Annotated in this window: 27 protein-coding genes; 17 read left to right on the forward strand and 10 right to left on the reverse strand. The window is 71.7% G+C overall.

Translation table 11 applies throughout. The features are described from left to right. Positions 1–327: 327 nt before the first annotated feature. The 3 genes from AC3EO4_RS45280 (at position 328) to AC3EO4_RS45290 (ending at position 1,929) form a co-directional block, all read left to right on the forward strand. Positions 328–1,179: an SDR family NAD(P)-dependent oxidoreductase gene (locus AC3EO4_RS45280; protein ID WP_379573489.1), complete on the forward strand. Its 852-nt coding sequence runs from the start codon at positions 328–330 to the stop codon at positions 1,177–1,179. 68 nt (positions 1,180–1,247) lie between these two features. Next, positions 1,248–1,490 carry a lipocalin family protein gene (locus AC3EO4_RS45285; protein ID WP_379573490.1) on the forward strand — a complete coding sequence of 81 codons (243 nt, stop codon included), beginning with the start codon at positions 1,248–1,250 and terminating at the stop codon, positions 1,488–1,490. 58 nt (positions 1,491–1,548) lie between these two features. After that, entirely contained in the window at positions 1,549–1,929 is a 381-nt protein-coding gene (locus tag AC3EO4_RS45290; protein ID WP_379573491.1) for a DUF6223 family protein, read from the forward strand. A 61-nt stretch (positions 1,930–1,990) separates the two neighbouring features. Here AC3EO4_RS45290 and AC3EO4_RS45295 read toward each other — a convergent pair whose 3' ends face one another. After that, positions 1,991–2,281, reverse strand: a complete 291-nt coding sequence (locus AC3EO4_RS45295; protein ID WP_431902042.1) for a putative quinol monooxygenase — start codon at positions 2,279–2,281, stop codon at positions 1,991–1,993. A gap of 167 nt (positions 2,282–2,448) precedes the next feature. Here AC3EO4_RS45295 and AC3EO4_RS45300 point away from each other — a divergent pair, with 167 nt between their 5' ends. Further along, entirely contained in the window at positions 2,449–2,730 is a 282-nt protein-coding gene (locus AC3EO4_RS45300; RefSeq protein WP_431902170.1) for an MmyB family transcriptional regulator, read from the forward strand. A 194-nt stretch (positions 2,731–2,924) separates the two neighbouring features. On the opposite strand, the gene AC3EO4_RS45305 is transcribed toward AC3EO4_RS45300, so the two are convergent. Then, positions 2,925–4,361 (reverse strand): alpha/beta fold hydrolase, encoded by a 1,437-nt coding sequence (locus tag AC3EO4_RS45305; protein WP_379573493.1) that lies wholly within the window; start codon positions 4,359–4,361, stop codon positions 2,925–2,927. A 1,090-nt stretch (positions 4,362–5,451) separates the two neighbouring features. Here AC3EO4_RS45305 and AC3EO4_RS45310 point away from each other — a divergent pair. From AC3EO4_RS45310 to AC3EO4_RS45330, 5 genes are all read left to right on the forward strand, one after another. Next, positions 5,452–5,610 carry a hypothetical protein gene (locus tag AC3EO4_RS45310; RefSeq protein ID WP_379573495.1) on the forward strand — a complete coding sequence of 53 codons (159 nt, stop codon included), beginning with the start codon at positions 5,452–5,454 and terminating at the stop codon, positions 5,608–5,610. A 69-nt stretch (positions 5,611–5,679) separates the two neighbouring features. Next, entirely contained in the window at positions 5,680–6,186 is a 507-nt protein-coding gene (locus tag AC3EO4_RS45315; protein ID WP_379573496.1) for a MauE/DoxX family redox-associated membrane protein, read from the forward strand. Then, entirely contained in the window at positions 6,186–6,698 is a 513-nt protein-coding gene (locus tag AC3EO4_RS45320; RefSeq protein WP_379573497.1) for a TlpA family protein disulfide reductase, read from the forward strand. Before AC3EO4_RS45315 ends, AC3EO4_RS45320 begins: the two co-directional genes overlap by 1 nt. Then, complete coding sequence (locus AC3EO4_RS45325; protein WP_431902047.1) at positions 6,695–8,524, forward strand: ABC transporter ATP-binding protein; 1,830 nt, start codon at positions 6,695–6,697, stop codon at positions 8,522–8,524. The genes AC3EO4_RS45320 and AC3EO4_RS45325 overlap by 4 nt, the downstream gene beginning before the upstream one ends. Beyond that, entirely contained in the window at positions 8,521–9,018 is a 498-nt protein-coding gene (locus tag AC3EO4_RS45330; protein WP_379573499.1) for a S26 family signal peptidase, read from the forward strand. Before AC3EO4_RS45325 ends, AC3EO4_RS45330 begins: the two co-directional genes overlap by 4 nt. Positions 9,019–9,028: 10 nt before the next feature. Here the strand turns inward: AC3EO4_RS45330 and AC3EO4_RS45335 are convergent, their stop codons facing one another. Both AC3EO4_RS45335 and AC3EO4_RS45340 read right to left on the reverse strand, forming a co-directional pair. Beyond that, a complete protein-coding gene (locus AC3EO4_RS45335) occupies positions 9,029–9,226 on the reverse strand; it encodes a hypothetical protein (RefSeq protein WP_431902050.1) in 198 nt (65 codons plus the stop codon). 39 nt (positions 9,227–9,265) lie between these two features. Further along, positions 9,266–9,964 carry a class I SAM-dependent methyltransferase gene (locus AC3EO4_RS45340; protein ID WP_431902053.1) on the reverse strand — a complete coding sequence of 233 codons (699 nt, stop codon included), beginning with the start codon at positions 9,962–9,964 and terminating at the stop codon, positions 9,266–9,268. Positions 9,965–10,104: 140 nt separating this feature from the next. On the opposite strand from AC3EO4_RS45340, the gene AC3EO4_RS45345 reads away from it, so the two are divergent. Beyond that, positions 10,105–10,404 carry a hypothetical protein gene (locus AC3EO4_RS45345; protein ID WP_379573502.1) on the forward strand — a complete coding sequence of 100 codons (300 nt, stop codon included), beginning with the start codon at positions 10,105–10,107 and terminating at the stop codon, positions 10,402–10,404. Here the strand turns inward: AC3EO4_RS45345 and AC3EO4_RS45350 are convergent. Continuing rightward, positions 10,374–11,096 carry a hypothetical protein gene (locus tag AC3EO4_RS45350; RefSeq protein WP_431902056.1) on the reverse strand — a complete coding sequence of 241 codons (723 nt, stop codon included), beginning with the start codon at positions 11,094–11,096 and terminating at the stop codon, positions 10,374–10,376. The two genes, AC3EO4_RS45345 and AC3EO4_RS45350, sit on opposite strands and share 31 nt — an antisense overlap. Positions 11,097–11,152: 56 nt before the next feature. Between AC3EO4_RS45350 and AC3EO4_RS45355 the strand changes: the two genes are divergently transcribed. From AC3EO4_RS45355 to AC3EO4_RS45365, 3 genes are all read left to right on the forward strand, one after another. After that, positions 11,153–11,788, forward strand: a complete 636-nt coding sequence (locus tag AC3EO4_RS45355; RefSeq protein WP_431902059.1) for a thioredoxin domain-containing protein — start codon at positions 11,153–11,155, stop codon at positions 11,786–11,788. Positions 11,789–11,876: 88 nt separating this feature from the next. Continuing rightward, a complete protein-coding gene (locus tag AC3EO4_RS45360) occupies positions 11,877–12,665 on the forward strand; it encodes an LLM class flavin-dependent oxidoreductase (RefSeq protein WP_431902062.1) in 789 nt (262 codons plus the stop codon). Between the two features lie 35 nt (positions 12,666–12,700). After that, positions 12,701–13,096 carry a DUF3224 domain-containing protein gene (locus AC3EO4_RS45365; RefSeq protein WP_379573506.1) on the forward strand — a complete coding sequence of 132 codons (396 nt, stop codon included), beginning with the start codon at positions 12,701–12,703 and terminating at the stop codon, positions 13,094–13,096. Between the two features lie 5 nt (positions 13,097–13,101). On the opposite strand, the gene AC3EO4_RS45370 is transcribed toward AC3EO4_RS45365, so the two are convergent. From AC3EO4_RS45370 to AC3EO4_RS45380, 3 genes are read right to left on the reverse strand one after another with little or no spacing between them, the layout of a single operon-like run. Next, complete coding sequence (locus AC3EO4_RS45370; protein ID WP_431902065.1) at positions 13,102–13,899, reverse strand: alpha/beta hydrolase; 798 nt, start codon at positions 13,897–13,899, stop codon at positions 13,102–13,104. 37 nt (positions 13,900–13,936) lie between these two features. Further along, positions 13,937–14,410 carry a DUF1990 domain-containing protein gene (locus AC3EO4_RS45375; protein WP_431902068.1) on the reverse strand — a complete coding sequence of 158 codons (474 nt, stop codon included), beginning with the start codon at positions 14,408–14,410 and terminating at the stop codon, positions 13,937–13,939. 7 nt (positions 14,411–14,417) lie between these two features. Further along, positions 14,418–15,170, reverse strand: a complete 753-nt coding sequence (locus tag AC3EO4_RS45380) for a YndJ family protein (RefSeq protein WP_431902070.1) — start codon at positions 15,168–15,170, stop codon at positions 14,418–14,420. Positions 15,171–15,247: 77 nt separating this feature from the next. Here AC3EO4_RS45380 and AC3EO4_RS45385 point away from each other — a divergent pair, with 77 nt between their 5' ends. Then, positions 15,248–15,811: a hypothetical protein gene (locus AC3EO4_RS45385; protein WP_379573510.1), complete on the forward strand. Its 564-nt coding sequence runs from the start codon at positions 15,248–15,250 to the stop codon at positions 15,809–15,811. Here AC3EO4_RS45385 and AC3EO4_RS45390 read toward each other — a convergent pair. Next, positions 15,801–16,778: a helix-turn-helix domain-containing protein gene (locus tag AC3EO4_RS45390; RefSeq protein WP_379573511.1), complete on the reverse strand. Its 978-nt coding sequence runs from the start codon at positions 16,776–16,778 to the stop codon at positions 15,801–15,803. The genes AC3EO4_RS45385 and AC3EO4_RS45390 overlap by 11 nt on opposite strands. Positions 16,779–16,862: 84 nt before the next feature. Between AC3EO4_RS45390 and AC3EO4_RS45395 the strand changes: the two genes are divergently transcribed. After that, positions 16,863–17,402 (forward strand): TIGR03086 family metal-binding protein, encoded by a 540-nt coding sequence (locus tag AC3EO4_RS45395; protein WP_431902072.1) that lies wholly within the window; start codon positions 16,863–16,865, stop codon positions 17,400–17,402. An 89-nt stretch (positions 17,403–17,491) separates the two neighbouring features. Then, complete coding sequence (locus tag AC3EO4_RS45400; RefSeq protein ID WP_379573513.1) at positions 17,492–19,039, forward strand: vWA domain-containing protein; 1,548 nt, start codon at positions 17,492–17,494, stop codon at positions 19,037–19,039. A gap of 44 nt (positions 19,040–19,083) precedes the next feature. Here AC3EO4_RS45400 and AC3EO4_RS45405 read toward each other — a convergent pair whose 3' ends face one another. Continuing rightward, on the reverse strand, positions 19,084–19,596 hold the full coding sequence (locus AC3EO4_RS45405) for a maleylpyruvate isomerase N-terminal domain-containing protein (RefSeq protein ID WP_431902075.1): 513 nt from the start codon (positions 19,594–19,596) through the stop codon (positions 19,084–19,086). 168 nt (positions 19,597–19,764) lie between these two features. On the opposite strand from AC3EO4_RS45405, the gene AC3EO4_RS45410 reads away from it, so the two are divergent. Beyond that, on the forward strand, positions 19,765–22,563 hold the full coding sequence (locus AC3EO4_RS45410; RefSeq protein WP_379573515.1) for an FAD-binding and (Fe-S)-binding domain-containing protein: 2,799 nt from the start codon (positions 19,765–19,767) through the stop codon (positions 22,561–22,563). The last annotated feature ends 2 nt before the right edge of the window (positions 22,564–22,565 follow it).

Raw genomic sequence — 22,565 nt, forward strand, 5'->3', positions numbered from 1 at the left:
CGAACGCCTCGGTGGCGGAGTCCATCCGGTCGTCACCGGCGATCGGCTCGCCTGTGCCCGTCGTCGGCTCGCTGCGCTCGTTCATGGCCGGCTCCTGCCCCGTTCACTCGACTGTGCTCCATACACGAGACTCCGGCCCTCACCGCTGTGTGACACCCATGACCGGTGGCGCACATCACATGACCGCGCTGTCACAAGGGCCGGGCCACCGGCGCCTCATGGTCGTCAAGACGATGCGAGCGGCACCCGACTCCACGAGTGATCGCCTCGGCCCGTTGCGTGGTGACCGCCGCGCAATCGCCACCGCAGAAAGAACGGAAAGACATCATGAGCAAGGTCTGGTTCGTCACCGGTTCGTCCCGCGGCCTCGGCCGCGACTTCGTCGAGGCCGCCCTGTCCCGCGGCGACAAGGTGGCCGCGGCCGTCCGGAACACCGCAAGCCTGGACGCGCTGGTCGCCGCCTACGGCGACGCGCTGCTCCCGCTCGAGATGGACGTGACCGACAAGGCCGCCGTCTTCGAGAGCGTGAAGCGGGCCAAGGAACACTTCGGCCGCCTCGACGTCATCGTGAACAACGCCGGCTACGCCCAGGTCGGCGCGATCGAGGAGCTGACCGAGCAGGAGCTGCGCGACCAGATGGAGACCAACCTGTTCGGCGCGGTGTGGGTCGTGCAGGCCGCACTGCCCTATCTGCGCGAGCAGCGCTCGGGCCGCATCATCCAGCTGTCCTCGGCGGCCGGGGTCATCGCCATGCCGCTCGGCGGCGCCTACCACGCCTCCAAGTGGGCGCTGGAGGGCCTGAACGAAGCCCTCGCCGGCGAGGTCGCCGACTTCGGCGTCAAGGTGACCATCATCGAGCCCGGCGGGTTCGCCACCCGCTCCGGCAAGAACCCCGACCCGCTCAACAACGGCCACATGGCCCAGCTCAACCCGGCCTACGACGGCCTCCGCCGGCGCCTCGGCGCGATCGCAGGAAAGCAGCCCGCCGGTGACCCGGCCGCCGCGGCCCAGGCACTCCTCAAGCTCGTCGACGCCGACAACCCGCCCCTGCGGGTGCTGTTCGGCCAGGGCTTCTACCCGATGATCCAGAAGGTCTACGCCGACCGGCTCAAGACCTGGGCCGACTGGCAGGACCTTTCGGCGGAGGCTCACGGCAATCTCGATCAAGAAGCTCGGTGACCCACCGCCCCTGTCCACGAACACGTGCTTCGGGCTCGCCCCGGGGATGACGCCGGCCGCGTGAACAGATGCGATTTCGCCGCACCTCCGGCTTCTGGACCAGCCCGACCAGCGGGCAGCGGTACGGCACGCGGTGGATCGTGAACATCCCCGCGCTGGATACCGGTCTCACCGTCGTCGCCAAGCCGGGACACGAGCTCCAGAGCGCCTTCGGCGGCCTCTACGAGGGCGCGGCCACCGTCACCGGACGGTACCGGGGCAAGCCGATCACCGGGCAGGCCTTCGTCGAGCAGAACGGCAACTGGCGATAGCGCTCGCGCAGTTGCCCGATCCCGAGTACTCAGAGACTTCCCGTAGAGAAGAGCACCCATGTCCATCCGTCACTTTCTTGCCACCGCCGCAGCCGGTCTGCTCGGACCGCCCGACGCCCCCGGTATCTCCTACCTGAGCGCCGGGCGGCTCGGAGCCATCGTGGCCGCACTGGTCGGGCTGACCGCCGTAGCGATCGGTGGGCTGGTTCTCACCGGTCGTATCGGCACCGTCAACCGGCGAAGGTGGGCCATCGTCGCCCTGCTGGCGGGGCTGATCAGCGTGGCCGTCGGTGGGTCGGTCGTCGCCACCTCCGACGGTGGCATCGGCACCGGCAACGGGCTGGCCGGGGCCGTCGTGGCCCTGGTGGTGGGGTTGATCGGCACGGCCCTCGGCGGGCTGGCTCTCGCCCGCTCCCGCCGGCAGCGGCTGGTCAGCTGACCGACAGGACCTACGAGGCGCGTGGTGAGCGGGACGACGCCGAGTGCGGCCGGCCTGATCGCTATGGCGCCTCGACCAAGGTGCGAAGGGTCAGTGGCCGGGCGAGTATCCGGTCAAGGACCCGCTGGGCGTGACGCAGGTGGGGGGTGGTGAAGTGCTCGTCGAAGGCCTGCCGGTTCTCCCACCGCTCCACGATCACCATGCGGGCGGGGTCGTTGGGGTCGGCGTAGGCCCGGTAGGCGAGGCAGCCGGGTTCGTCCAGCGTCGGCTCGATCAGGGCTTCCAGCGCTGTGCGGAGCCGATCATGCTGGCCGGGCGCGGCGAGGAACTCGGCGATGACGAAGAGGGTCATGATCCGGTCTCCTTCATGCGTGGCGGGCGGAGCCTGCAGTTCTCGGCGGAGGTCCTGGACGCGGTGGCCAGGGCCCTGCGTCTGGACCCGGCGGAACGCGAGCATCTGCACCGGCTGGCGCGCCCCACCCCGGCGGCGGCGGAGGAGCACACGGACAGCTCGAGGAGCTGTCGTCCGCCAGCCGCGAGTTCCGCCAGATCTGGGCGGAGCACGACATCAAGGCCCCGGAGCACGGCAGCCACCTGTACAGGCATCCGCTGGTCGGCGAGCTCGAATTGACCTACGAGACCCTCCGGCTGCCCGGCCACCCCGATCTCGCCCTGGTCGTCCACACCGCCGAGGAGGGATCCCCGTCCCAGGAAGCACTCCGCATCCTGATCCGGCGACACCCGTATTCCGGTACTCATGCCGAGGGCGATACGGGTGTCGTGGCAGAGGGGAAGGCTTAGCGCCGAGCGCGCCGCCTCTCGCCTGACCTGCGGGGCTCCTCTCGGGTCCCGTCGAGGATGCCGTCACCTGCGGAACGTCGCCAGTACGGCCTGGCCCGGACGGCCACGCGCCGCCGCGCCGCCTTCGTCTCGCCCCTGGCGTGGGCGTCCGGCTCCGACGGCATGGTCGGAGCCGGGTCGCAGCTGGTCGGAGCTCAGCCGGACGTCCTGGACGTGCCGGCAGCGGTCGTGGTCGGCCGCAGGCGGGAGGAGGTCGACAGCGCAGCGCCCCAGGGGAGGTTGTCCGTCGGCCACAGCTCACGCTGCTGCTTCTTGAGCATGGTCTCGACTCTGCCGCCCACGGGGCAGCGGAAGCCGTGCGGAGGCAGGGTTAGCGAGATCAGGTAGTTGTCGATCGGCACCGTGCTGCACTCGTCCTTGCCGTAGATGCGGTGACCCCAGCCCTCGTAGGTGATCAGGCGCGCCTTGGGGCCGAGCTGCCGGGCCACGTTGGCGGACCAGGAGTACGGGGTGGCTGGGTCGTGCAGGGAGTTGCCCAGCAGGATCGGAGCGCTGCCCGTGTAGCGGAGCCGGTGCTGCGGGTTGGTGGTGGGGTGGTCGAGGCAGACGGGCAGGTCCTCGATCGGCATCGGGTTGTAGCGCATGTCAGGGGCGCGGCGGTTGGAGCTGCGCAGCAGCCAGGCGTATTCCTTGTAGCTGCGCACTCGCAGGTTGTAGTCCTGGCAGAGGACCGCGGTGGGCAGCTGGGCGATTTCCCCCGGAACGGGCTGCCGGCCGGGCAGCGGGGGCACCCACGACGGGGGCTCTCCGCCGTCAAGGGCGCGAAGCATCTCGCTCAGCAGCTGCCAGGCAGGCCCTTCGGTGCCCAACACACCCTGCCACTGGACCTGGATCTCCGTCATCGGGCGGTCCGTGACGCCCGGGTAGTACAGCCGGCCGCTGCGCGCCTTGGCCAGGATTCTCTCCCACACCGCCCGGACGTCCTTGCCGTGCAGGGCGCAGCCGGGCTCCTGGTCGCACCAGCCGACGAACTGGTCGAAGGCGTCCTCGACGGCTGCTGCCTCGGTGTCGAGGAAGGCCTTGACGCCGAGGCTGTGGTCCATGTTGCTGTCCAGGGCCATGGCCCGGATCCGGCTCGGGAACAACTCGGCGTACATCTGGCCGATCAGCGTCCCGTACGAGATCCCGTAGTAGGTGAGCTTCTCCTCGCCCAGCGCGGCGCGCAGGGCGTCCACGTCGCGCGCGACGTTGGCCGAGTCGACGTGGTCGTACAGCGGGCCAGTACGTGCCCGGCAATCCGCGCGCAGCTTCTTGGCGTAGGCGGTCCACCTGACGAAGTCGGCCTGGCTCTTCATGACGGCGTACGGCATCTGGTTGAACACCGACGCCGAGCAGATCACCGGGTGACTGCGGCCCACACCCCGAGGGTCGAAGCCGACGATGTCGAACCGCTTCCGCAGTTCCTCGGTGAAGAAGCCAGGAGCGCCGTAGGCGGCCTCCACGCCCGACCCGCCAGGACCGCCCGGGTTGATCACCAGGGATCCGACGCGGGCCGCGGGGTCGGTGGCCTTGCGGCGGGCGATGGCCAGGTCGATGGTGGGCCCGTTCGGACGGGACCAGTCGATCGGCACCGCCAGCTTGCCACACTCGGCGGAAGGCTCCTCCTCGCACGGAGCCCAGGCGATGCGGCCCTTCGCGGGGGTCGGGGTTGCCGAGGTGGCCGGGGTCGAGGACGCCGTCGGAGTCGACGATGTCGTCGGGGTTCCCGAAGCCGTCGGGGTTCCCGAAGCTGTCGGGGTCGCCGTGGCTCCGTCTCCAGGGGCCGCCGCGACCGCCGACGATATGGGTAACAGCGTTGCCATCGCCACGAAGGCGGCGGCAAGCAGAGAAGACCTTCCTCGCACAGTGCTCCAATCGTCGATCGGCCGGTCGGCCCGCTCGTGCGGCGCCCGACCGGCCCTGATCATCTCGGTCGACAGCCGCGACGACGCAGACGTCGGCGGCAGCGAACGCGGCCCCCGTCTTGACCGCGACAAATCGACGGCAGCACGTTACAACAGCGACGTCCAGAAGATCCTGACAATGACGGTGAAGATCGCAGTCGCCAACTCTTGGAGGGATTCACGACGCCGGCTGTCAGGCGATCCCCCAGGATCCCCCTGGCATGACCGCACCCGAGACCCAGGCGGATCCGGCCGAAGGTGGCGCATCACCTGCCGGCGCGACACGTGTCAGTGGCGCCGTACCCGGACCTGGGTCCATGCGATGCCCATGTCACCGTCGCCTGCTGGTCAGACCGCTCGGTGCCTGGCGAAGCTCTTCCACCTGCGACGCGGTGTTCGAGTAAGCCGTCACCGGCTCCACAGCGAACGGCCTGGCGTGCCCTCGCCTCCGTTGGGACGCCGCCGTACGGACTCCGATGCGCCGAGGGGCCGGACGTGTTCCGTTCGTGCGGCCCTGAGTCCGGGTGGGGCGCGTTGACAGGTGCCGTGCTCGGCTGTCGAGCCGCGCGGTGAAGTGATGCGCTCTGGAGCCCTCCGCTCTCCGCACAACCGGTGGTTTGAGTCTCCGAGAGGGACGATTAGGGCATGTCCGGAATATCGGATAGCTCGATGTATTGATCATCTTCGGCGTATTTGATCTCGACCGTTGCGCCGTAATCCGGAAGACCGGATTATCTTGATCACCATCGTCTCGGCTGAATGCCGGAGAGGAGACATCATGATCGGTCTCGTCGATCGTCTGCTGGCACGGGTCGCCCACAAGGCGACCGTGGAGGCGGGCTGCAGCAACTACTACTACTGCTCTGGCGGCGTCAGGTACCTGCGCCAGTGCTGCCTGAACGAGGGGTGCACGACCGTCAGGGTCGGCACTTGTTGATGATGTAGTTGGGCTGGCTTCCGGCGGGCGGTGGGCCACCACCGCCCGCCGACCGGTGGAGGTAGGCGGATGGAGTACGTGCGGATCGGATGCGTCTGCCTGGTGGGCCTGGTCTTCGCGGTCACGGCGGTGTCGAAACTGCGTGACTTCCAGGGGTTCGCCCGGTCGCTTCCCGCGCTTGTCACTGTCCCGGGCCGGGCCGTCAGGCCGCTGGCCGCGGTGGTGGTGGCCCTGGAGGCGCTGGTCCCGATCCTGGTCGCCGTGCCGGCGGCCACGCCGTACGGCCTCGCGCTCGCCGGCGGACTGCTCGTCGCGTTCACCGCGGCGATCGCCATCGCGCTGAGGAGGGGGCAGCGTGCCCCGTGCCGCTGTTTCGGCGCGTCCGCCGCGCCCCTGGGCGCTCGTCACCTGGTCCGCAACAGCCTCCTGATCGCCGCCGCCTCGCTCGCCGTGCTCCTGCCCGGTGGCTCGCCGGTGCTCGCCGGGACGTCCATGGCACTGGGCGCGGGCCTGATCGGGACGATTCTGATCGTCTCTTTCGACGACATCGTCGATCTCTTCGCTAGGAACACCTGATGCCCTTCCTGACTGCCGCAGTCGTGATCATCGGCCTGCTGTGCGTGTTCAACCTGCTGCTCACCCTCGCTCTCATCCGCCGGACGAGGCACACGGGCGTGGGCGCCGCTCCGGCCGCCGGTCCCCCCATCGCGTTGCGGCCCGGCGCACCGGTCGGCGAGTTCGCCGCCGAGACCGTCGACGGGGAGACGGTGTCCCACGACACGGTCACCGGTCTGGTCGGGTTCTTCTCCGCGGGATGCGAACCCTGCCACAAGCTCCTGCCCCGCTTCGCCGAGCACGCCCGCACACTCGGACGGGAGAACGTGCTGGCGGTCGTCGCGGGGGACGACCCGGAGGCGGTCAGCGCGCTCGAACCTGTGGCCCGCGTGATCGTGGAGGACTACGACGGCCCCGTGGCCGGCGCATTCCAGAACACCTGGACCCCGGCGCTCTACCTGCTTGGTTCCGATCACCGCGTCGTCGCCGCAGGCGGCCGCCTGGAAGACCTCTCCATCGCGTCGTCGGCATGACCTCCCACGGGGCGATTCGGCAGGCCGGGATCCGGGAGCTGGCCTCGGCCGCCGCGGCGGCCCTGTCGCTGACCTGGCGGTCGGCGCCAGGAGGGGTGATCGGCCAGGCCGTCTTGACGATCGCCGAGGCTGCGGCGCCCATCGCCGCCGCGTGGCTGACCAAATCCGTCCTCGACCGGTTGACCACCCCGGACGGCGCGGTCGCCGGGCTCGCGATCGGGCTGGCCGCGGCGGGTCTGGCCGCCGCGGCGCTGCCGGGGATCGGCCGCTACCTGCGCGCCGAGATCGGTCGCAGGGCCGGGGCGGAGGCGACCGACAGGCTGTTCGCGGAGGCCGAGCGGCAGGTCGGTCTGCGGCGTTTCGAGGATCCGGTCTTCCTCGACCGCTTACGCCTGGCCCAGGAGGGGGCAGGGACCACCGGCGACCTCGTCAACGGCATCTTCGGCGGTCTGCACGGCATCCTGTCCCTCGCCGGCTTCGTGGGTTCGCTGCTGGTCCTCAGCCCCGCCATGACGGCGCTCGTGGTGCTGGCCGCCGTCCCGGCGCTCGTCGCCGAACTGCTGCTGTCGCGGAGACGGGCCGCCGTGCAGTGGGACACCGAGCAGATCCACCGGCGCGAGTTCTTTTACAGCCGTCTGCTTACCGGCGTCCAGGCTGCCACGGAGATCCGGCTGTTCGGCGTCGGCGCGTTCCTGCGTGCCCGGATGATGGCCGAGCGGCGCGAGGCGAACGCCGCAGAATCCCGGATGGACCGCCGTGAACTGGTCGCTCAAGGCGGCCTGACCGTGCTGAGCGCGGTGGTCGCAGGCGCCGGACTGTGGTGGGCGATCACGGCCGCCCGCCGCGGCTCGCTCAGCGTCGGCGACGTCGCCATGTTCGTCGCGGCCATCGGCGGCGTGCAGGCCGGGCTGAACACGCTCATCTCCTCGGTCGCCTCCGCCCACCAGCGGCTGCTCACCTTCTCGCACTACGTCGCGGTGACCAGGGCCGAGCCGGACCTGCCGAGCGCCGACGAGGGCACGGCTCCCGCCCTGCGCCGGGGCATCGAGCTGCAGGACGTGTGGTTCCGCTACAGCGACGACCATCCCTGGGTGCTGCGCGGGGTCGATCTGACGGTTCCGCACGGCCGGTCGGTGGCCCTCGTCGGGCTGAACGGCGCGGGCAAGAGCACCCTCATCAGACTGCTGTGCAGGATGTACGACCCGACGCGCGGCCGGATCCTGTGGGACGGTGTGGACCTGCGGGACATCCCTCCCGCCGCGTTGCGCGAGCGGATCAGCGCCGTGTTCCAGGACCATATGAACTACGACATGACCGCCGCCGAGAACATCGGACTCGGCGACCTGGCCGCTTTGGGGGACCCGGTCCGCATCAGGGAGGCGGCCGTCCGCGCCGGCGTGGACGAGACGCTCTCCGGGCTTCCGCGCGGGTACGACACCCTGCTCACGCGCATCTTCTTCTCCGAGGCCGACAAAGGCGACGCGGAGACGGGCGTGGTGCTGTCCGGCGGGCAGTGGCAGCGTCTCGCCCTGGCCAGGGCCCTCGTCCGCGACGGCAGGGACCTGATGATCCTCGACGAGCCCAGCTCCGGCCTCGACCCGGAGGCCGAGCACGAGGTCCATACCCGCATCAGGGAGTATCGGGCCGGCCGTACGAGCCTGCTCATCTCTCACAGGCTCAGCGCCGTACGGGACGCCGACCTCATCGCCGTGCTGCACGAGGGGCGGATCGCCGAGCAGGGACCCCACGAGGAGCTGCTCGAGGCGGACGGTCACTACGCCCGGCTGTTCCGGCTCCAGGCCGCGGGATACCAGGAGGCGCGGTGAAGTGGGGCAGGCTGCTGCTCCCGGCGTGCGGCGCGCTGGCGGCGGGGGCCTCGCTGTGGTGGATCCGCCGGAGCTATCTGGTCGCCACCGTCGAGGGGCCGAGCATGGAGCCCTCGTTCCGCTCCGGCGACAGGCTGCTCGTACGCAGGGCCAGACGGGTCCGCGTCGGCCAGATCGTGGTTGTCCGGATCCCTGACCCTCCCATGCTGTACGAGCCGCCACCGGGCCTCGAACCGGGCGCCGAGGTGGAGCTGGTGAAGAGGGATCGGCCCGGCTGGCGGCTGCTCGTCAAGCGGGCGGCCGCGGTGCCCGGCGATCCCGTGCCGAGAGAGCGCTTCCCTGCGCTGAGCGACGTCCCGGAGACCGTCGTGCCTCGGCGTGCCCTCGTCGTGCAGGGCGACAACGCGAACGCCAGCTGGGATTCCCGGGCCTTCGGCTTCGTGCGGGGCGACCAGCTCGTCGGCGTCATGGTGCGCCGGCTGCCGCCGCTCTGACCGCCGCCGGTCACAGGCGGGGGAAGACCCAGCGGTCCGGCAGCGTGTAGCGGATCGCCGTGACCGCCAGCGAGGCGCACACCAGCGCCGTCCCCTCCGCCCAGCGCGCACCGGTTGAAGGTCCAGCCGGTTCGCCTCGGTGTTGACGACGGCGGTGGCCGCCGGCGCCGAACAGGTTGGCCGCCGCGGCGGGCATGGCGGTGCGCAACAGCAGGTAGAGGCAGGCGTTCCCCTTCCACGGTCGAGGTCACAGACGCCGCCGCGCGCGGGCCATCAGCGAGACTCCGGGCAGCCACGAGAGGGGCAGGTACCGCTCGGCCGCCACGACGGCGGTCAGCGCCAGGTTCACGAGGGCGGGCAGTTCCTCCAGGTCGCAGCCGGTCGCGTTGCGCCTGCGGAAGGCCGCCACGGGCCGCAGCAGGACGTTCCAGCTCCACAGCCGCTCGATCACCAGCCCCGAGCTCCTGATCACCTCTGCCAGGCCTTCGCGCGTGTAGCGGCGGTGGTGGCCGAGGGCGACGTCGTGCGCCGACCACAGGCGCATGTCGCAGGGAACGGCGATGAACGCGGTGCCGCCGGGCTTCAGCACCCTGGCGATCTCGGCCGCGGCGGCGTGGTCGTCGTCGATGTGCTCCAGCACGTCCAGCGCCGTCACCAGGTCGTATTCGGCGTCGCCCAAGGGAAGCGCGCGCAGGTCGGCCTTGATGGCGTCGAGACCGCGCTCCCTGGCGTAGGCGACGGCGGTGTCGGACTGGTCGGCGGCCAGGGCGTGCCAGCCGTACCGCTGGAAGACCCTGGTGTTGCCGCCGCCGGCCGCGCCGACGTCGAGCGCGCGGCCCGGACGTCCGATCCTGCGCAGTTCGCGCGCGAGGATGGCCCGCCGCTCCCTGTACCACCAGTGGCGGTCCTCCAGCTCGACCGCGCGCCTGATCTCGGCGGCTTCCATCGATCTCCTCAGATGCGGCGAAACACGCGATTCCAGGCAGCATCCTGGCGGCTCGGCGCGTCGCAATCCAAAGCGACTGGCAAATAGTCACTAATCTTGACTATAGTGGGGCGAGTAAGACCCATCGGGAGGAGACCGAGATGTTCGTCGAACTGACCCGCTTCACGGCGACACGCGCAGCCGAGCTGCTAGCCGCGCGGCCGCAGATGGTGGCCGACTTCGAGGCCGACCGCGCGGGCTTCCTCGGCGCCAGGCTGGTACGGCTGGCCGGCGACGAGTGGCTGGACATCGTCGACTGGCGCTCGGCCGACGACTTCGCCGCCTCGCGCGCCAAGGGCGCCAACCTGCCGGGCATCGCCGCCTTCTTCGCCGCGATCGACGCCCTGGTCAGCGACGAGCAGGGTGAGGCTCAGATCCCGGACAGCGTCCGCAGGCCCTGAACCAGCAGTGCCCGCTCCGCCTCGGTCAGCATCCCGTACGGCACGGCCGCCCGCAGGTTGGTGTCCCGCTCGACCGCCTCCCACAGGGGTCCCTCGCGCAGCGAGGCGACCTCCTGGGCGGTGAGCCCGGCCGCCTGCCACGCGGCGGCGTGCGCGTCGGCCCGGTGGTAGCGGAACGCGGCGACCCTGTTGAACAGCGCCACCCCCGGGGAGACCCCCTCAGGCTCGTACGGCGGAGCCATCAGCTCCAACGCCCCGCCCGGCAGCCGCTCCGCTCCGTCGAGCAGCCTGCCGAGCAGCACACCCAGCTCGGAGACGAGCTCCTCGTGCCGGGCCCACAGCTTGGCCGTCGCCCGGTCGTGCAGCTCGTAGAGCCCCTCGATGAAGGCCAGCGTGACCGGCGTGGCGTGCAGCCCGCCGTCCCCGTCCTCTCGCAGGGCGCCCTGGAGCAGCTGCCCTTCCACCTCGGCTGCCTGCTCCCGCGCCGTGCCGTACCGGTAGACGGTCGCCAGTCCCGCGCGGGTGAGCGGCCGCAGCGGCAGCACGTAGCGCTGGTCGATGAGGAAACCGGGGCGCAGGCCCGACCGCCGCACGTACTCCACGCCGAGCTGCCGGTCGGCGGCGTGCACGTCGATGTGCACCGCGTCGATCAGGGGTGCGATCGCCGCCGCGTAGCCCGCTAGTTCCTGCATGGTGGGCCATTATGGCGATCTGGTGTGATAGGCGGAAATCACTACGATGGTCGGCCATGATGACAGCCGCGGTAAGCGCCTTACTTTTGATCGCCGCTCCTGACCCGGTCGTCGCGCTCCGGCAGCAGTTCGTCCCCGGTCACGGGGTGACGTTCACCGAGCGCGCCAAGACGATGATCGACGGCGATCTTTTCAGCATCAGCAAGCGCAGGGGTGTCGTGGAGTTCGACCGCTCGGGAGTCGTCGCCTACGACGTCAAGGCCAGGTCGGGACTGGCCAAGGGGGCCGTCCGCACGATCGCCGTCGGTCGGGCCACGTACCAGCGGGGCGGCGTGATCGGCAAGAAGTGGGTCAGGTCGGCCAGCAGGCCGGGCGCGCGCACGCCGTTCTTCAGCCCGATCCTCGTCCTCGACCCCGCCGCCATGAAGGCCATGCTCGCGACCAAGGGCATGATCACCGGCAGCGCGCTCTACGAGGCCTCGCCCGCCTACCGCGCCACGGTCGCAAGCGCGAAGCAGGCCCCCGCCTTCATCTTCTGGAAGCTGTCCACCGACCGCGAGGGACGGCCGGCCAAGCTGGTGACGTGGTGGACCGAGCCGGACAGCGAGCTCGGGAGCGTCTCCAAGAGGAGTACGCTCCGCCTCATCTCCTGGGGCGTCCCCGTGAAGATCGTGGCCCCGGCTTCCTCCTGACGGAGTACGGCGACCGTCAACTCCTGGAGGATGCCGCACCGGCGGCCGACGGGCGATCGTGGGGGCACATCCGACGAAGGAGACCCAGATGACCACGCGCCCTTTCAGGTTCGGCGCCGTCGCGGGCTACGCGCCCGGCGGCGGGGCATGGACGGGGCTCGCCCGCCGCGCTGAGCAGCTCGGCTACGGCAGCCTGCTGATCCCTGACACCCTCGGCACGCTGGCCCCGTTCCCCGCGCTGGCCGCCGCGGCCGCCGCGACGACGACCCTGCGCCTCGGCACGTACGTGCTCAGCGCGCCCAACCGCACGCCAGGCCAGGTGGCGTGGGAGGCGCGCACCCTCCAGACCCTGTCGGACGGCCGCTTCGAGCTGGGGCTCGGCGCGGGGCGCCCGGGGGCCGAGGCCGACACCGCCAAGCTCGGCGTCCCGTACGGCACGCCCGCCGAGCGCGTCGCCCGCCTCGCCGAGACCATCGACGCGGCAGGCGAGATGCCGATCCTCATCGCCGCCGCCGGTCCGCGCCTGCTGCGCCTGGCCGCGAGCAGGGCCGACACCATCGCCCTCGCCATGCCCGCGCAGGCCACCGAGGACCAGCTCGCCGCCAAGCTCGACGAGCTGTACGAGGTGGCGGGCGACCGCTTCACGCGGCTGGAGCTCAACCTCAACCTGGCGGCCATCGGCGACGACCTGCCGCCGTGGCTCAGGCAGCAGGTCGGCGGCGAGCCGCACGGCGTGGGATTCCTGAAGGGATCGGCCGACGAGATGGCCGAGACGCTGCAGAAGCGGAGGGAGCGCCTCGGCATCTCCTACATCTCGATCAACGCCTACTACCTGGAGGCGTTCGCGCCGGTCGTGGAGCGCCTCGCCGGTACCTGACAGAAGATGGCAGGCATGAGGGGGACGATCGACCCATGACCGCACAAGGAACCTTCGTCACGTTCGGCTGGACCCCACAGGAGCCCTACGACGTCGCCGACGGCGTCTCGCTCGCCTTCGTCACCCTCGGCAAGACCTTCGAGGGCGACCTGAAGGGCTCGAGCACCGTCACCATGATCGTCTCGTCGTCGGAGCACGAGGACTCCCGGTCGTACGTGGCGATGGAACGGGTCTCCGGCTCGATCGGCGACCGTGAGGGCACGTTCGTCCTGCAGCACAACGCGGTAAGCGACGAGGGCGACGACGCGCTCACCTGCACGGTCGTGCCCGGCTCCGGCACAGGAGGGCTGAAGGGCCTGCGCGGACAGCTGCGCATCCTCATCGCCCCTGACGGAGGGCACTCCTACGTCTTCGACCACCGGCTGCCCTGACGCGCTCACCCGGCCAGGGCCACCACGGCGGCGACGACCTCAGGTCCGTCGAGCAGCGCCAGGTCGTTGTGTCCCGCCCCCTCGACCTCGACCAGCGTGACCGGCCCTCCGGCGGAGGCGGCCACCGTACGGCTCAGCGCGGGCGGGACGATCGTGTCGCGGGAGCCGTACACGACCGTGGTGGGCACCCGTACCGACGCCAGCGGGCCCGCGACGGGCAGGCGGTCGCGCAGGAGAAGCCCGACGGGCAGGAACGGGTAGTGGTGGCGGCCCGCCGCCGCCAGATCGGTGAAGGGGGAGCGGAGCAGCAGCCCCATGGGCGGCTGCCGCACCGCCAGCGCGGTGGCGACGGCGGCGCCCAGGCTCTCGCCGAAGTAGATGACCGGCCCCTTCACCAGGGCGCGCGCGGCGAGGGCGTCGCGCAGCAGGCCGTCCTCCGAAGGGGAGCCAGGATTGCCGCCGTAGCCGCGATAGTCCATGAGCAGCACGTCGAACCCCTCGCGGGCCAGGGCGGCGGCCAGCGGCGCGCGATGCAGGCGGTTGCCCGCGTTGCCGCCCGTCACCAGTACGGTGACTCCCCGCCGCCCGCCCGTGACGTGCCAGGCCGTCAGCGTGAGCCCGTCCGAGGTGGTGAACGTGACGTCGTGCGCGCCCGGCAGGACCGATCCCGCCGACGGCACGACACTGGCGTCGGGCAGGTAGATCAGGCGGCGTTGGAACACCCACAACAGGGCCAGCGCCACCGCGCCGACCACCACGACGGCGAGCACGGCCTTGATCACGAGTCCGCGCTCGGTGCGCACACGGTCACACTGTCCGATCCTGCTCGCCGCGCGGCCGTCAGTAAAGGTCCAGCGCGCGAGCGTACAGACGAAGGAAGACGCGCTGGACCACGGGGACGAGTGGGCCGCCGAGCCTGGTGAGCGCGCTTCCCGGACGGCTGAACACGGTGATCGTGACCCGTGCCCTGCCGTCGGGCAGGCGCTCGAGGAGGAAGCTCTCCTCGCCGCTCTCGGGATGACCGGGCAGCGTGCCGTAGGCCCAGCCGACCCTGTCGGCCTCCTCGACCACCCACACCACCCGGCAGGGGGCGTCCAGCACGGCCAGCCGTACGGTGATCTCCACACCCGGCGCCGCCCTCGGCGCCGAGACGCGCGGGCGCAGGCCGACGCGTCGCTGCGCCTGCCAGGTCATCAGCGCCTCGGCCGCCGCCTCGAAGGAGGAGCTGAGCACCCGCGAGTGGCGCAGGTGGTGGTAGCCGTCGGGCAGCTCGCCGGTCAGCGTGGCGCCGACGTCGGGATAGGTGAACTCCATCACAGCCTCACAGTGGGTCGAGCCGCCGCAGCGCGGCGACGGCACAGAGGGCGAAACCGAAGGCGTTGCCGACGCCGTGCGTGGCGATCATCGTCTCCAGCGGGGGATGTGGCAGCCCCGTCGCCTCGCCGACCGCCCACGCCATGGCCAGCGCCATGGTGACGGCCGACACGGCACCCGACAGCAGGAAGACGCCGCGGAAACGCCGCCACGCCAGCCAGCCGACCCACCACATGCCCGCCGTCAGCACCGCGGAACCGGCCAGTTCGGCCCAGTCGCCCACGAAGTAGCCGCCCAGGACGAGCAGCGTGCCCGCGGGCACGGTCAGAGCCGCGATCGGCGATCCCGACTCCCTGCCGACCAGCCCGGCGACCAGCGCCGCCGCGAAACCGGCGAAGTGGAAGTGCGCGACGGTCAGGGCGAGCATCTGCGGCGTGTACCCGAGCAGGTCGTAGCCGCCACGCTCGGCGATCAGCGAGACGGCGGCGACGGACGGCGTGGCCAGCGCGGTGGCGGCCGCGAGCCGGGCGGGGTCGAGCCCCCGCAGGCGGGGGAGCGCGTGAAAGGCCAGGTAGAGCGTGGCGACGCCGTACGCGGCCGCGAGGGCCACGGCGAGCGGGCCTCGGGGCAGCCACAGCGAGGGCGCGCCCGCCACCGCGCCGGCGAGGAACGGCCATGGGCGCACGTCGAGCAGGCGCAGGCCGAGCGGGATGACGACCAGCATGCCAAGGGTCACGATGACGCCGACCAAGGGGGTCACAGCGCCTCCTCCGCTTTTGAACGTGTTCAAACACACGGTACCTCGACAGGATGATCGGGAACAGGCAGGGTGGCGTCATGCGTCGCAAGGGGGTCGTCCTGGTGCTGCTCGCGATGGCCGTGATCGTGACGGCCGCGATCGTGGTGGCCTGGCGAGGCCGGCGGCCCGATTGGACGGGCCAGGCGAGCGAGCGCGTGGTGCGCCTCGACGAGCGGGCGCGAGCCGACCTCATGGCCGTGATCGACGGCCACCTCGAGAACCACGACACAGCGGGCGGGCTTCTCGCCGAGACCAGGCCCGAGCTGCGGCCCCGCACCTTCTGCCACGAGGAACTCGTCGAGGTACGGCAGGGCGGCGACGGGCTCCTGGCGGGGGTGGTCGCCGCCTGCAGCGAACTGGCCCCCGAGGCGGGCGCGCTCGTCGAGGGCACCGGCTACGTGACGGCGATCCTGCTCACGGTGAGGGACGGACGCGTCCTGCGCGCCGAGCCGGCGCAGGACGGCTCGGCGCATCTGCCGTCGATCCGCGCCATGTTCTCGCCCGAAGGCGCGCCGCGAGCCATGGACCTGCTGATGCGGCCCGCGAGGCTCGCCGAGTCCACGGAGGCGGCGGCGAAGAAGTGGTACGGCCTCAGCGGGTAGCGCCGAAGGCGCGGCGGTAGGCCGAGGGGGAGGTGCGCATGGCGCGGCTGAAGTGATGCCGGAAGGTGACGGGGCTTTCGAACCCGACCGCCGCCCCGATCTCCTCCACCGGGGCGCCCGTCGACTCCAGCATCGGCAGGCTGGCCGCGACGCGCTGCGAGATCACCCAGCGCAGCGGCGAGGTGCCCGTCTGCGCCTTGAAGTGCCTGATGAACGTGCGCTCGGCCAGATGCGCCACCCTGGCCAGGTCGGCCACGGCGATCGGGTCGGCCAGATGCGCCATGGCCCACTCCATGGCTCTGGCCACCGCGTCGTCGTCCTCCACCGCCGTCACGGCCGCCTGGATGAACTGCGCCTGCCCGCCTTCCCTGTGCGGCGGGATGACCAGCCGGCGCGCGACCGCGTTGGCCACGTTGGCGCCGTGGTCGTTGCGGACCAGATGGATCAGCAGGTCGAGCCCCGCCGCGCTGCCCGCGCTCGTCAGGATCCTGCCGCCGTCGACGTACAGCACGTCGGGGTTGACGCGCACCGAGGGATGGCGGCGCTGGAGCAGGTCGGCGTACTTCCAGTGGGTGGTCGCCTCCCTGCCGTCCAGCAGGCCCGCTGCGGCCAGCGCGAAGGCGCCCGAACAGATCGAGACGATCCTGGCCCCCCGCGCGTGGGCGTCCGTCAACGCCTCGACCAGCGCGGGGGAGACCTGGGCCCGCACGTCGGCCACGCCAGGCACGATCACGGTGTCCGCCGCGGCCAGCACGTCCAGGCCGTGCTCGGCCCGCATGCTGAACCCGCCGACCACGCGCAAAGGCTCGCCGCTCTCCGCGCAGACCTTGAGGTCGTACCACGGCACCCGCAGCTCGGGCCTGGGCAGGCCGAAGATCTCCACGACGCAGCCGAGCTCGAAGGGGGACATGCCGTCGAAGGCCAGCGCGGCCACCGTGTGCGACCGGGTCGGAAGCGGAAGCAGCATGTCAGGATCGTATGCGTCCTGCGGCGGCCGTTTCGCTACGGGGCGGCGTTCCGACCGGCGGGCGTGACTGGCACGCTGAGTGTCATGGACGACATGCTCAAGGATCTGACCTCGGCCTCCCTGCCCACGGTCGCGCTCGTGCGCGACCTGAGCGAGGAGGAACTGGCCCTGCCCACGCCGTGCGCCGCATTCGACGTGCGGGGCCTGCTCGCGCATCTGGAGTGGGTCGCCGAGACGTTCGAGTCGATGGCCGCCAAGGGGCCCAGGCCCGAGCAGGGCGAGTACACGGGCGACTTCCCCGAGCGGATGGGACGGACGCTCACCGCGTGGTCCGAGCCCGCCGCATGGGAGGGCGAGAGCTCGATCGGCATGCCCGTGGCCGCGACCGTGAACCTGCTGCTCGTCGACCTGATCGTGCACGGCTGGGACCTGGCCGCCGCGACCGGCCGCTCGTATCAGCCGGACGGGCAGGCCGTGGAGAGGGCGCTGGCCTTCACCCGGCAGATGGCGCCCATGGGGAGGGAGAGGGGCGCGTTCGGCGACGAGGTCGAGGTGCCAGGCGACGCGACCGACCTCGACCGGCTGCTGGGCGTCACGGGCAGGGACCCCGCCTGGACACCGTGATCACGCGTTGAACACGGTTTGCACTCGCTTGCGTCAAGCACCCGGCCACGCTCCTGACCGTCCCGTCGTAAGCGGTGGAGGTGGTCGCGATGAGGTTCAGTCCCTTACTGGTGATCGCGCTGTTGCTGGTTCTGGCCGCCTGCGGCGGCGGACCCGAAGGCACGGCGACGGCGTCGAAGGAGCGCGCGGCTCCTGCCCGGCCGCCAGGGGTCACGGCGCCGACCCATGCGCCAGGCGCCACGGCGTCGACGGCGCCCATGCCCAGCGCGGGAACCGATCAGAACGCCAGAGCCGAGTCCACCACGGCGTCCGAACCGCAGGTCGACAAGGAGACCGACGCCGAGGTGTCGCAGGTGTCGACGTTCGCGCTCGACGTCGACACCGCGTCGTACGGCTATGCCCGCCGCACCCTCGCTGAGGGCCGTTGGCCCGAGCCCGCGCAGGTGCGGCCCGAGGAGTTCGTCAACGCCTTCCGCCAGGACTACGCGCAGCCGCCCGACGACGGGTTCACCGTGCACGTCGACGGCGCGAGACTGCGGGACGACAACACCGCGGTGCTCAGGGTCGGCCTGCAGACCAGGGCGGCCGACGCCGCCGCCAGGCGTCCTGCGAACCTCACCTTCGTCGTCGACGTGTCGGGCTCGATGGCCGAGCCCGGCAGGCTCGACCTGGTCAAGCAGGCCCTGCACACGCTGGTCGACCAGCTCGCCCCCGGCGACCAGGTGTCGATCGTGTCCTTCAGCGACGAGGCCGCGCTGGTCGCCTCGATGACCCCGCTGACGGCCCGCGCCGACCTGCACGCCGCCATCGACAGGCTCGCCGTCGAAGGGTCGACCAACCTGGAGGACGGCCTGGTCTCCGGATACCGGGAGGCCCAGCGCGCCTTCCGCCCCGCCGCGACCAACAGGGTCATCCTGCTGTCGGACGGCCTGGCCAACACGGGAAGCACCGCCTGGCAGGCCATCCTCGACCGGGTCAAGGAGTACGCGGGCAAGCGGGTCACGCTGCTGACGGTCGGCGTGGGCAGGGACTACGGCGACGAGCTCATGGAGCAGCTCGCCGACAACGGCGACGGCGCCGCGGTCTACGTGAGCACCGTCGAGGAGGCGCGCAAGGTCTTCGTCGAGCAGCTGCCCGCCAACCTGGAGCTGCGCGCCCGCGACGCCAAGGCGCAGGTGGTCTTCAACCCGTCGGTCGTCCAGAGCTACCGGCTCGTCGGCTACGAGAATCGGGCGCTGGCGAGCGAGGACTTCCGCGACGACGCCAAGGACGGCGGCGAGGTCGGTCCCGGGCACTCCGTGACCGCGCTCTATGCCGTACGGCTGCGCGCGGGCGCCTCGGGCCAGCTCGCCTCGGCGACCGTACGATGGCAGGAACCCGACACCCGCAGACCCGCCGAGGCCAGCGATTCGGTGGCCGCCGCCGACCTGAGCGGCGCACTCTGGAAGGACTCGCCGTCCCGGCTGCAGGTGGACGTCGTGGCCGCCGCCTTCGCGCTGTACATGCGGGACAGGGAGGCGTTCGGCATGGACCTGCCGATGCTGGGCGAGCACGCGGGCCGTCTGGCGTCGACGACGGAGGACCCGGCGGTGGCCGAGCTCGCGAGCCTGATCGAGAAGGCCAGGACGGTCGGCTGACCGCTCTGGCGTGAGAAGCGCACGGTCGTTCGCCCCCGGTCGGGTCAGTCCCAGCCGGGGGCCGGCGGCAGAGGCCAGGCGGGCGGTTCGGGCAGCGGCCCGCCGACGGCAGGCGGTGCACAGGGCGCCCGCCAGCTGAGCCAGCCGAGCAGGGCGTGGCCCGAGCCCGCGACGGCAGGGCCGGTCGGCGACACGGTCCAGGAGCGGCCGAGGTCGACGGCTTCGACCCGCCCCACGGGCAAACTCCGTGCGGCGAGCGAGGTCAGGGTGTCGTCGAGGGCCCACGAGACGTAGGCGGCGGGCCAGTCGGCCGTGCGGTAGCCGGCGTCCAGGTCGACATGGTGGGTCTCGACCTCGCGCCAGCAGCGGTAGAGGTAGGCGTCCGCGCTGCGGGCCAGGTGGGCGAGGACGTGGCCGCGGGTCCACGTGGGCAGGGCCGAGGGCGCGCGCACGCGCGCGTCGGTCAGGGCGGGCAGGGTGCCGGCGAGCCGGGCGCAGGATCGGGCGAGTTCGCCGATGACGCCGGGCACGTCGGCGCTGGTGTGCGTGCGGGACACGGGCCGCTCCTGAAGATCGCCGCGCGTCGTCCAGGCGCAGGGCGCTGCCCGGCATGCGCTGTTCCGGTGCGATCGTACTAGGAGTATCGTCCTCCATAGTTCGAAATGTCAGACCATTGTTCCAATTACTGGAAAATGGCGTTGGGAAACGGGTGTGATGTGACCGTCGTGAACCACTGGACACTGGCCGACCTCGAGACAGCCGTTCCCGGCGGCGTTCGGACACGCGCCACCGATCGGCTGCGCCTGGCCCACGACGCGTCCCACTTCCTGCTGCACCCGGAAGCCATCGTCACTCCGGCCGATCCGGCCCAGATCGGTCAGCTGCTCCGGTTGAGCGGCCGGCACGGCGTGCCGCTGACCTTCCGTTCGGGCGGCACGAGTCTCAGCGGCCAGGCCGTCACCGAACACCTGCTCGTCGACACGCGCAGGAACTTCCGTGACCTGGAGGTCCTCGACGACGGCAAGCGGGTCAGGGTGCAGCCAGGGGTGACCCTGCGCCAGGTCAACCTTCGTCTCGCCGCCTACGGGCGCAAGCTCGGCCCCGACCCCGCCAGCGAGTCCGCGTGCACGATCGGCGGCGTCGTCGCCAACAACTCGAGCGGCATGACCTGCGGCACCGAGCACAACACCTACCGCACCCTGGAGTCGCTGCTGCTGGTGCTGCCGAGCGGCACGCTGCTCGACACCGGCGCCGCGGACGCCGACGAACGGCTGCGCGCCACCGAGCCCGACCTGTTCGCCGGGCTCGAGCGCCTGCGCGACAGAGTACGGGCGAACCCCGACTCGGTGAGGCGCGTCAACGCCCAGTTCGCCATGAAGAACACCATGGGGTACGGACTCAACGCCTTCCTCGACCACACCTCGCCGAGCGAGATCCTGACCCGTCTGGTGGTCGGCAGCGAGGGCACGCTCGCCTTCGTCGCCGAGGCGACCTTCCACACCGTCCCCCTGCACCGGCACGCCGCCACGGGGCTGCTCATCTTCGAGACCCTCGGCCAGGCGATGGGCGCGATGCCCGAGCTGGTGGCCGCAGGGCCGGCGGCCGTCGAGTTGCTGGACGCCGTGGCCCTGCGCGTCGCGCAGCTCGATCCGAAGGCCGATCCGGTCCTGCGCGCCCTCACCGTGCGCGAGCATGCCGCCCTGCTCGTCGAATGGCAGGAGGGCGACGCCGAGGTCCTCGACGATCGCGTGCGCGCCGTCGGCCCCCTTTTGGCCGGCCTGCCCCTCGCCGGCCCGCCGCGGCTCAGCGGCGAGGCGGCGGCGCGGGCGGCGCTCTGGCACATCCGCAAGGGGCTCTACGCCGCCGTGGCCGGCGCCCGCCCGCCGGAGACCACCGCCCTCCTGGAGGACATCGCCGTCCCCGTGCCCGCACTGGCCGACACGTGCGCCCGGCTCACCGACCTGTTCGGGCGTCACGGCTACGAGGACAGCGTCATCTTCGGCCACGCCAAGGACGGCAACCTGCACTTCATGCTCACCGAGCGGTTCTCCAGCGGAAAGGCGCCTGACCGGTACGAGGCGTTCACCGAGGACATGGTGGATCTCGTCCTCGCCCACGGCGGCACGCTCAAGGCCGAGCACGGCACCGGTCGCGTCATGGCGCCGTTCGTCCGCCGCCAGTTCGGCGACGAGCTCTACGAGGTCATGCGCGAGCTCAAGACGCTGTGCGACCCCGGAGGCATCCTCAACCCCGGCGTGCTGATCACCGACGATCCCACGGTCCACCTGCGCCACCTCAAGACCGTGCCGACCGTCGACCCCGAGGTGGACCGCTGCGTCGAATGCGGCTACTGCGAGCCCGTCTGCCCCAGCAAGGACCTGACGACCACGCCGAGGCAGCGCATCGTGCTCCGCCGCGAGATCGCGGTCGCCGAGGCGGCGGGTGACCGGAGGCTGGCGCGCGAGCTGCGGCAGGAGTACTCCTACGATGCCGTCGACACGTGCGCCGTCGACGGCATGTGCGCCACCGCGTGTCCTGTGCTCATCAACACCGGCGACCTGATGAAGCGCCTGCGCGCCGAACGGCGCGGGCCCGTCGCCCGGGCCGGGTGGCGGGTCGCGGCCGGCCGGTGGGCGGGCGTCACCCGCGGCATGGCTCGCGGTCTGGACCTGGTCGGCAAGCTGCCGCCCGCGCTGCCCGAGGGCGTGAGCCGGGCGGCCCGCGCGGTCTTCGGACCGGGGCGGGTGCCCCAGTGGCAGCGCGACCTGCCGAGGGGAGGCCGCGTCAGGAGAGCTCGCCCGGTGGCCGACCCGCACGCCGTCTACGTCCCCTCCTGCCTGGGTACGTTGTTCGCGCCAGGGGGCGGCGGCCAGGGTGTCGATGCCGCGCTGACGGCCCTGGCCGAGCGGGCGGGGATCCGCCTGCTCGTGCCGGACCCCATCGCCGGCCTGTGCTGCGGCACGCCCTGGTCGTCCAAGGGGATGTCGTCCGGGTACGCCGCCATGCGGGAGCGCGTGCTTCCCGCGCTGGAGCAGGCCAGTCTCGACGGCAGGCTGCCCGTCGTGAGCGACGCGGCCTCCTGCACGGAAGGGTTCGAGCGGCTGGTCGGGGCCGGCGGCGGGACGGTGCGGGTCGTCGACGCGGTCGCCTACGTCGCCGAGCAGGTCCTGCCCAGGCTGACCGTGCACCGCCGGCTGGCGTCGCTGGCGCTGCATCCCACGTGCTCGTCCACCCGACTGGGGCTCGACGACGCGCTGCGTGCCATCGCCGAGGCCATCGCCGACGAGGTCGTGGTGCCTGACGGCTGGCAGTGCTGCGGCTTCGCCGGCGACCGTGGGCTGCTGCATCCCGAGCTGACCGCCGCCGCGACCCGCGAGGAGGCCCGCGGGGTGGCGCTCAGGGACTTCGACGCCTACGCCTCGGCCAACCGCACCTGCGAGATCGGGCTCGCGCGCGCCACCGGCCGGCCGTACCGCCACCTGCTCGAGCTCCTGGAGGAGGCCACCCGCCAGGAGCACGCGTGACC

The organism is Nonomuraea sp. bgisy101 (assembly GCF_057708945.1).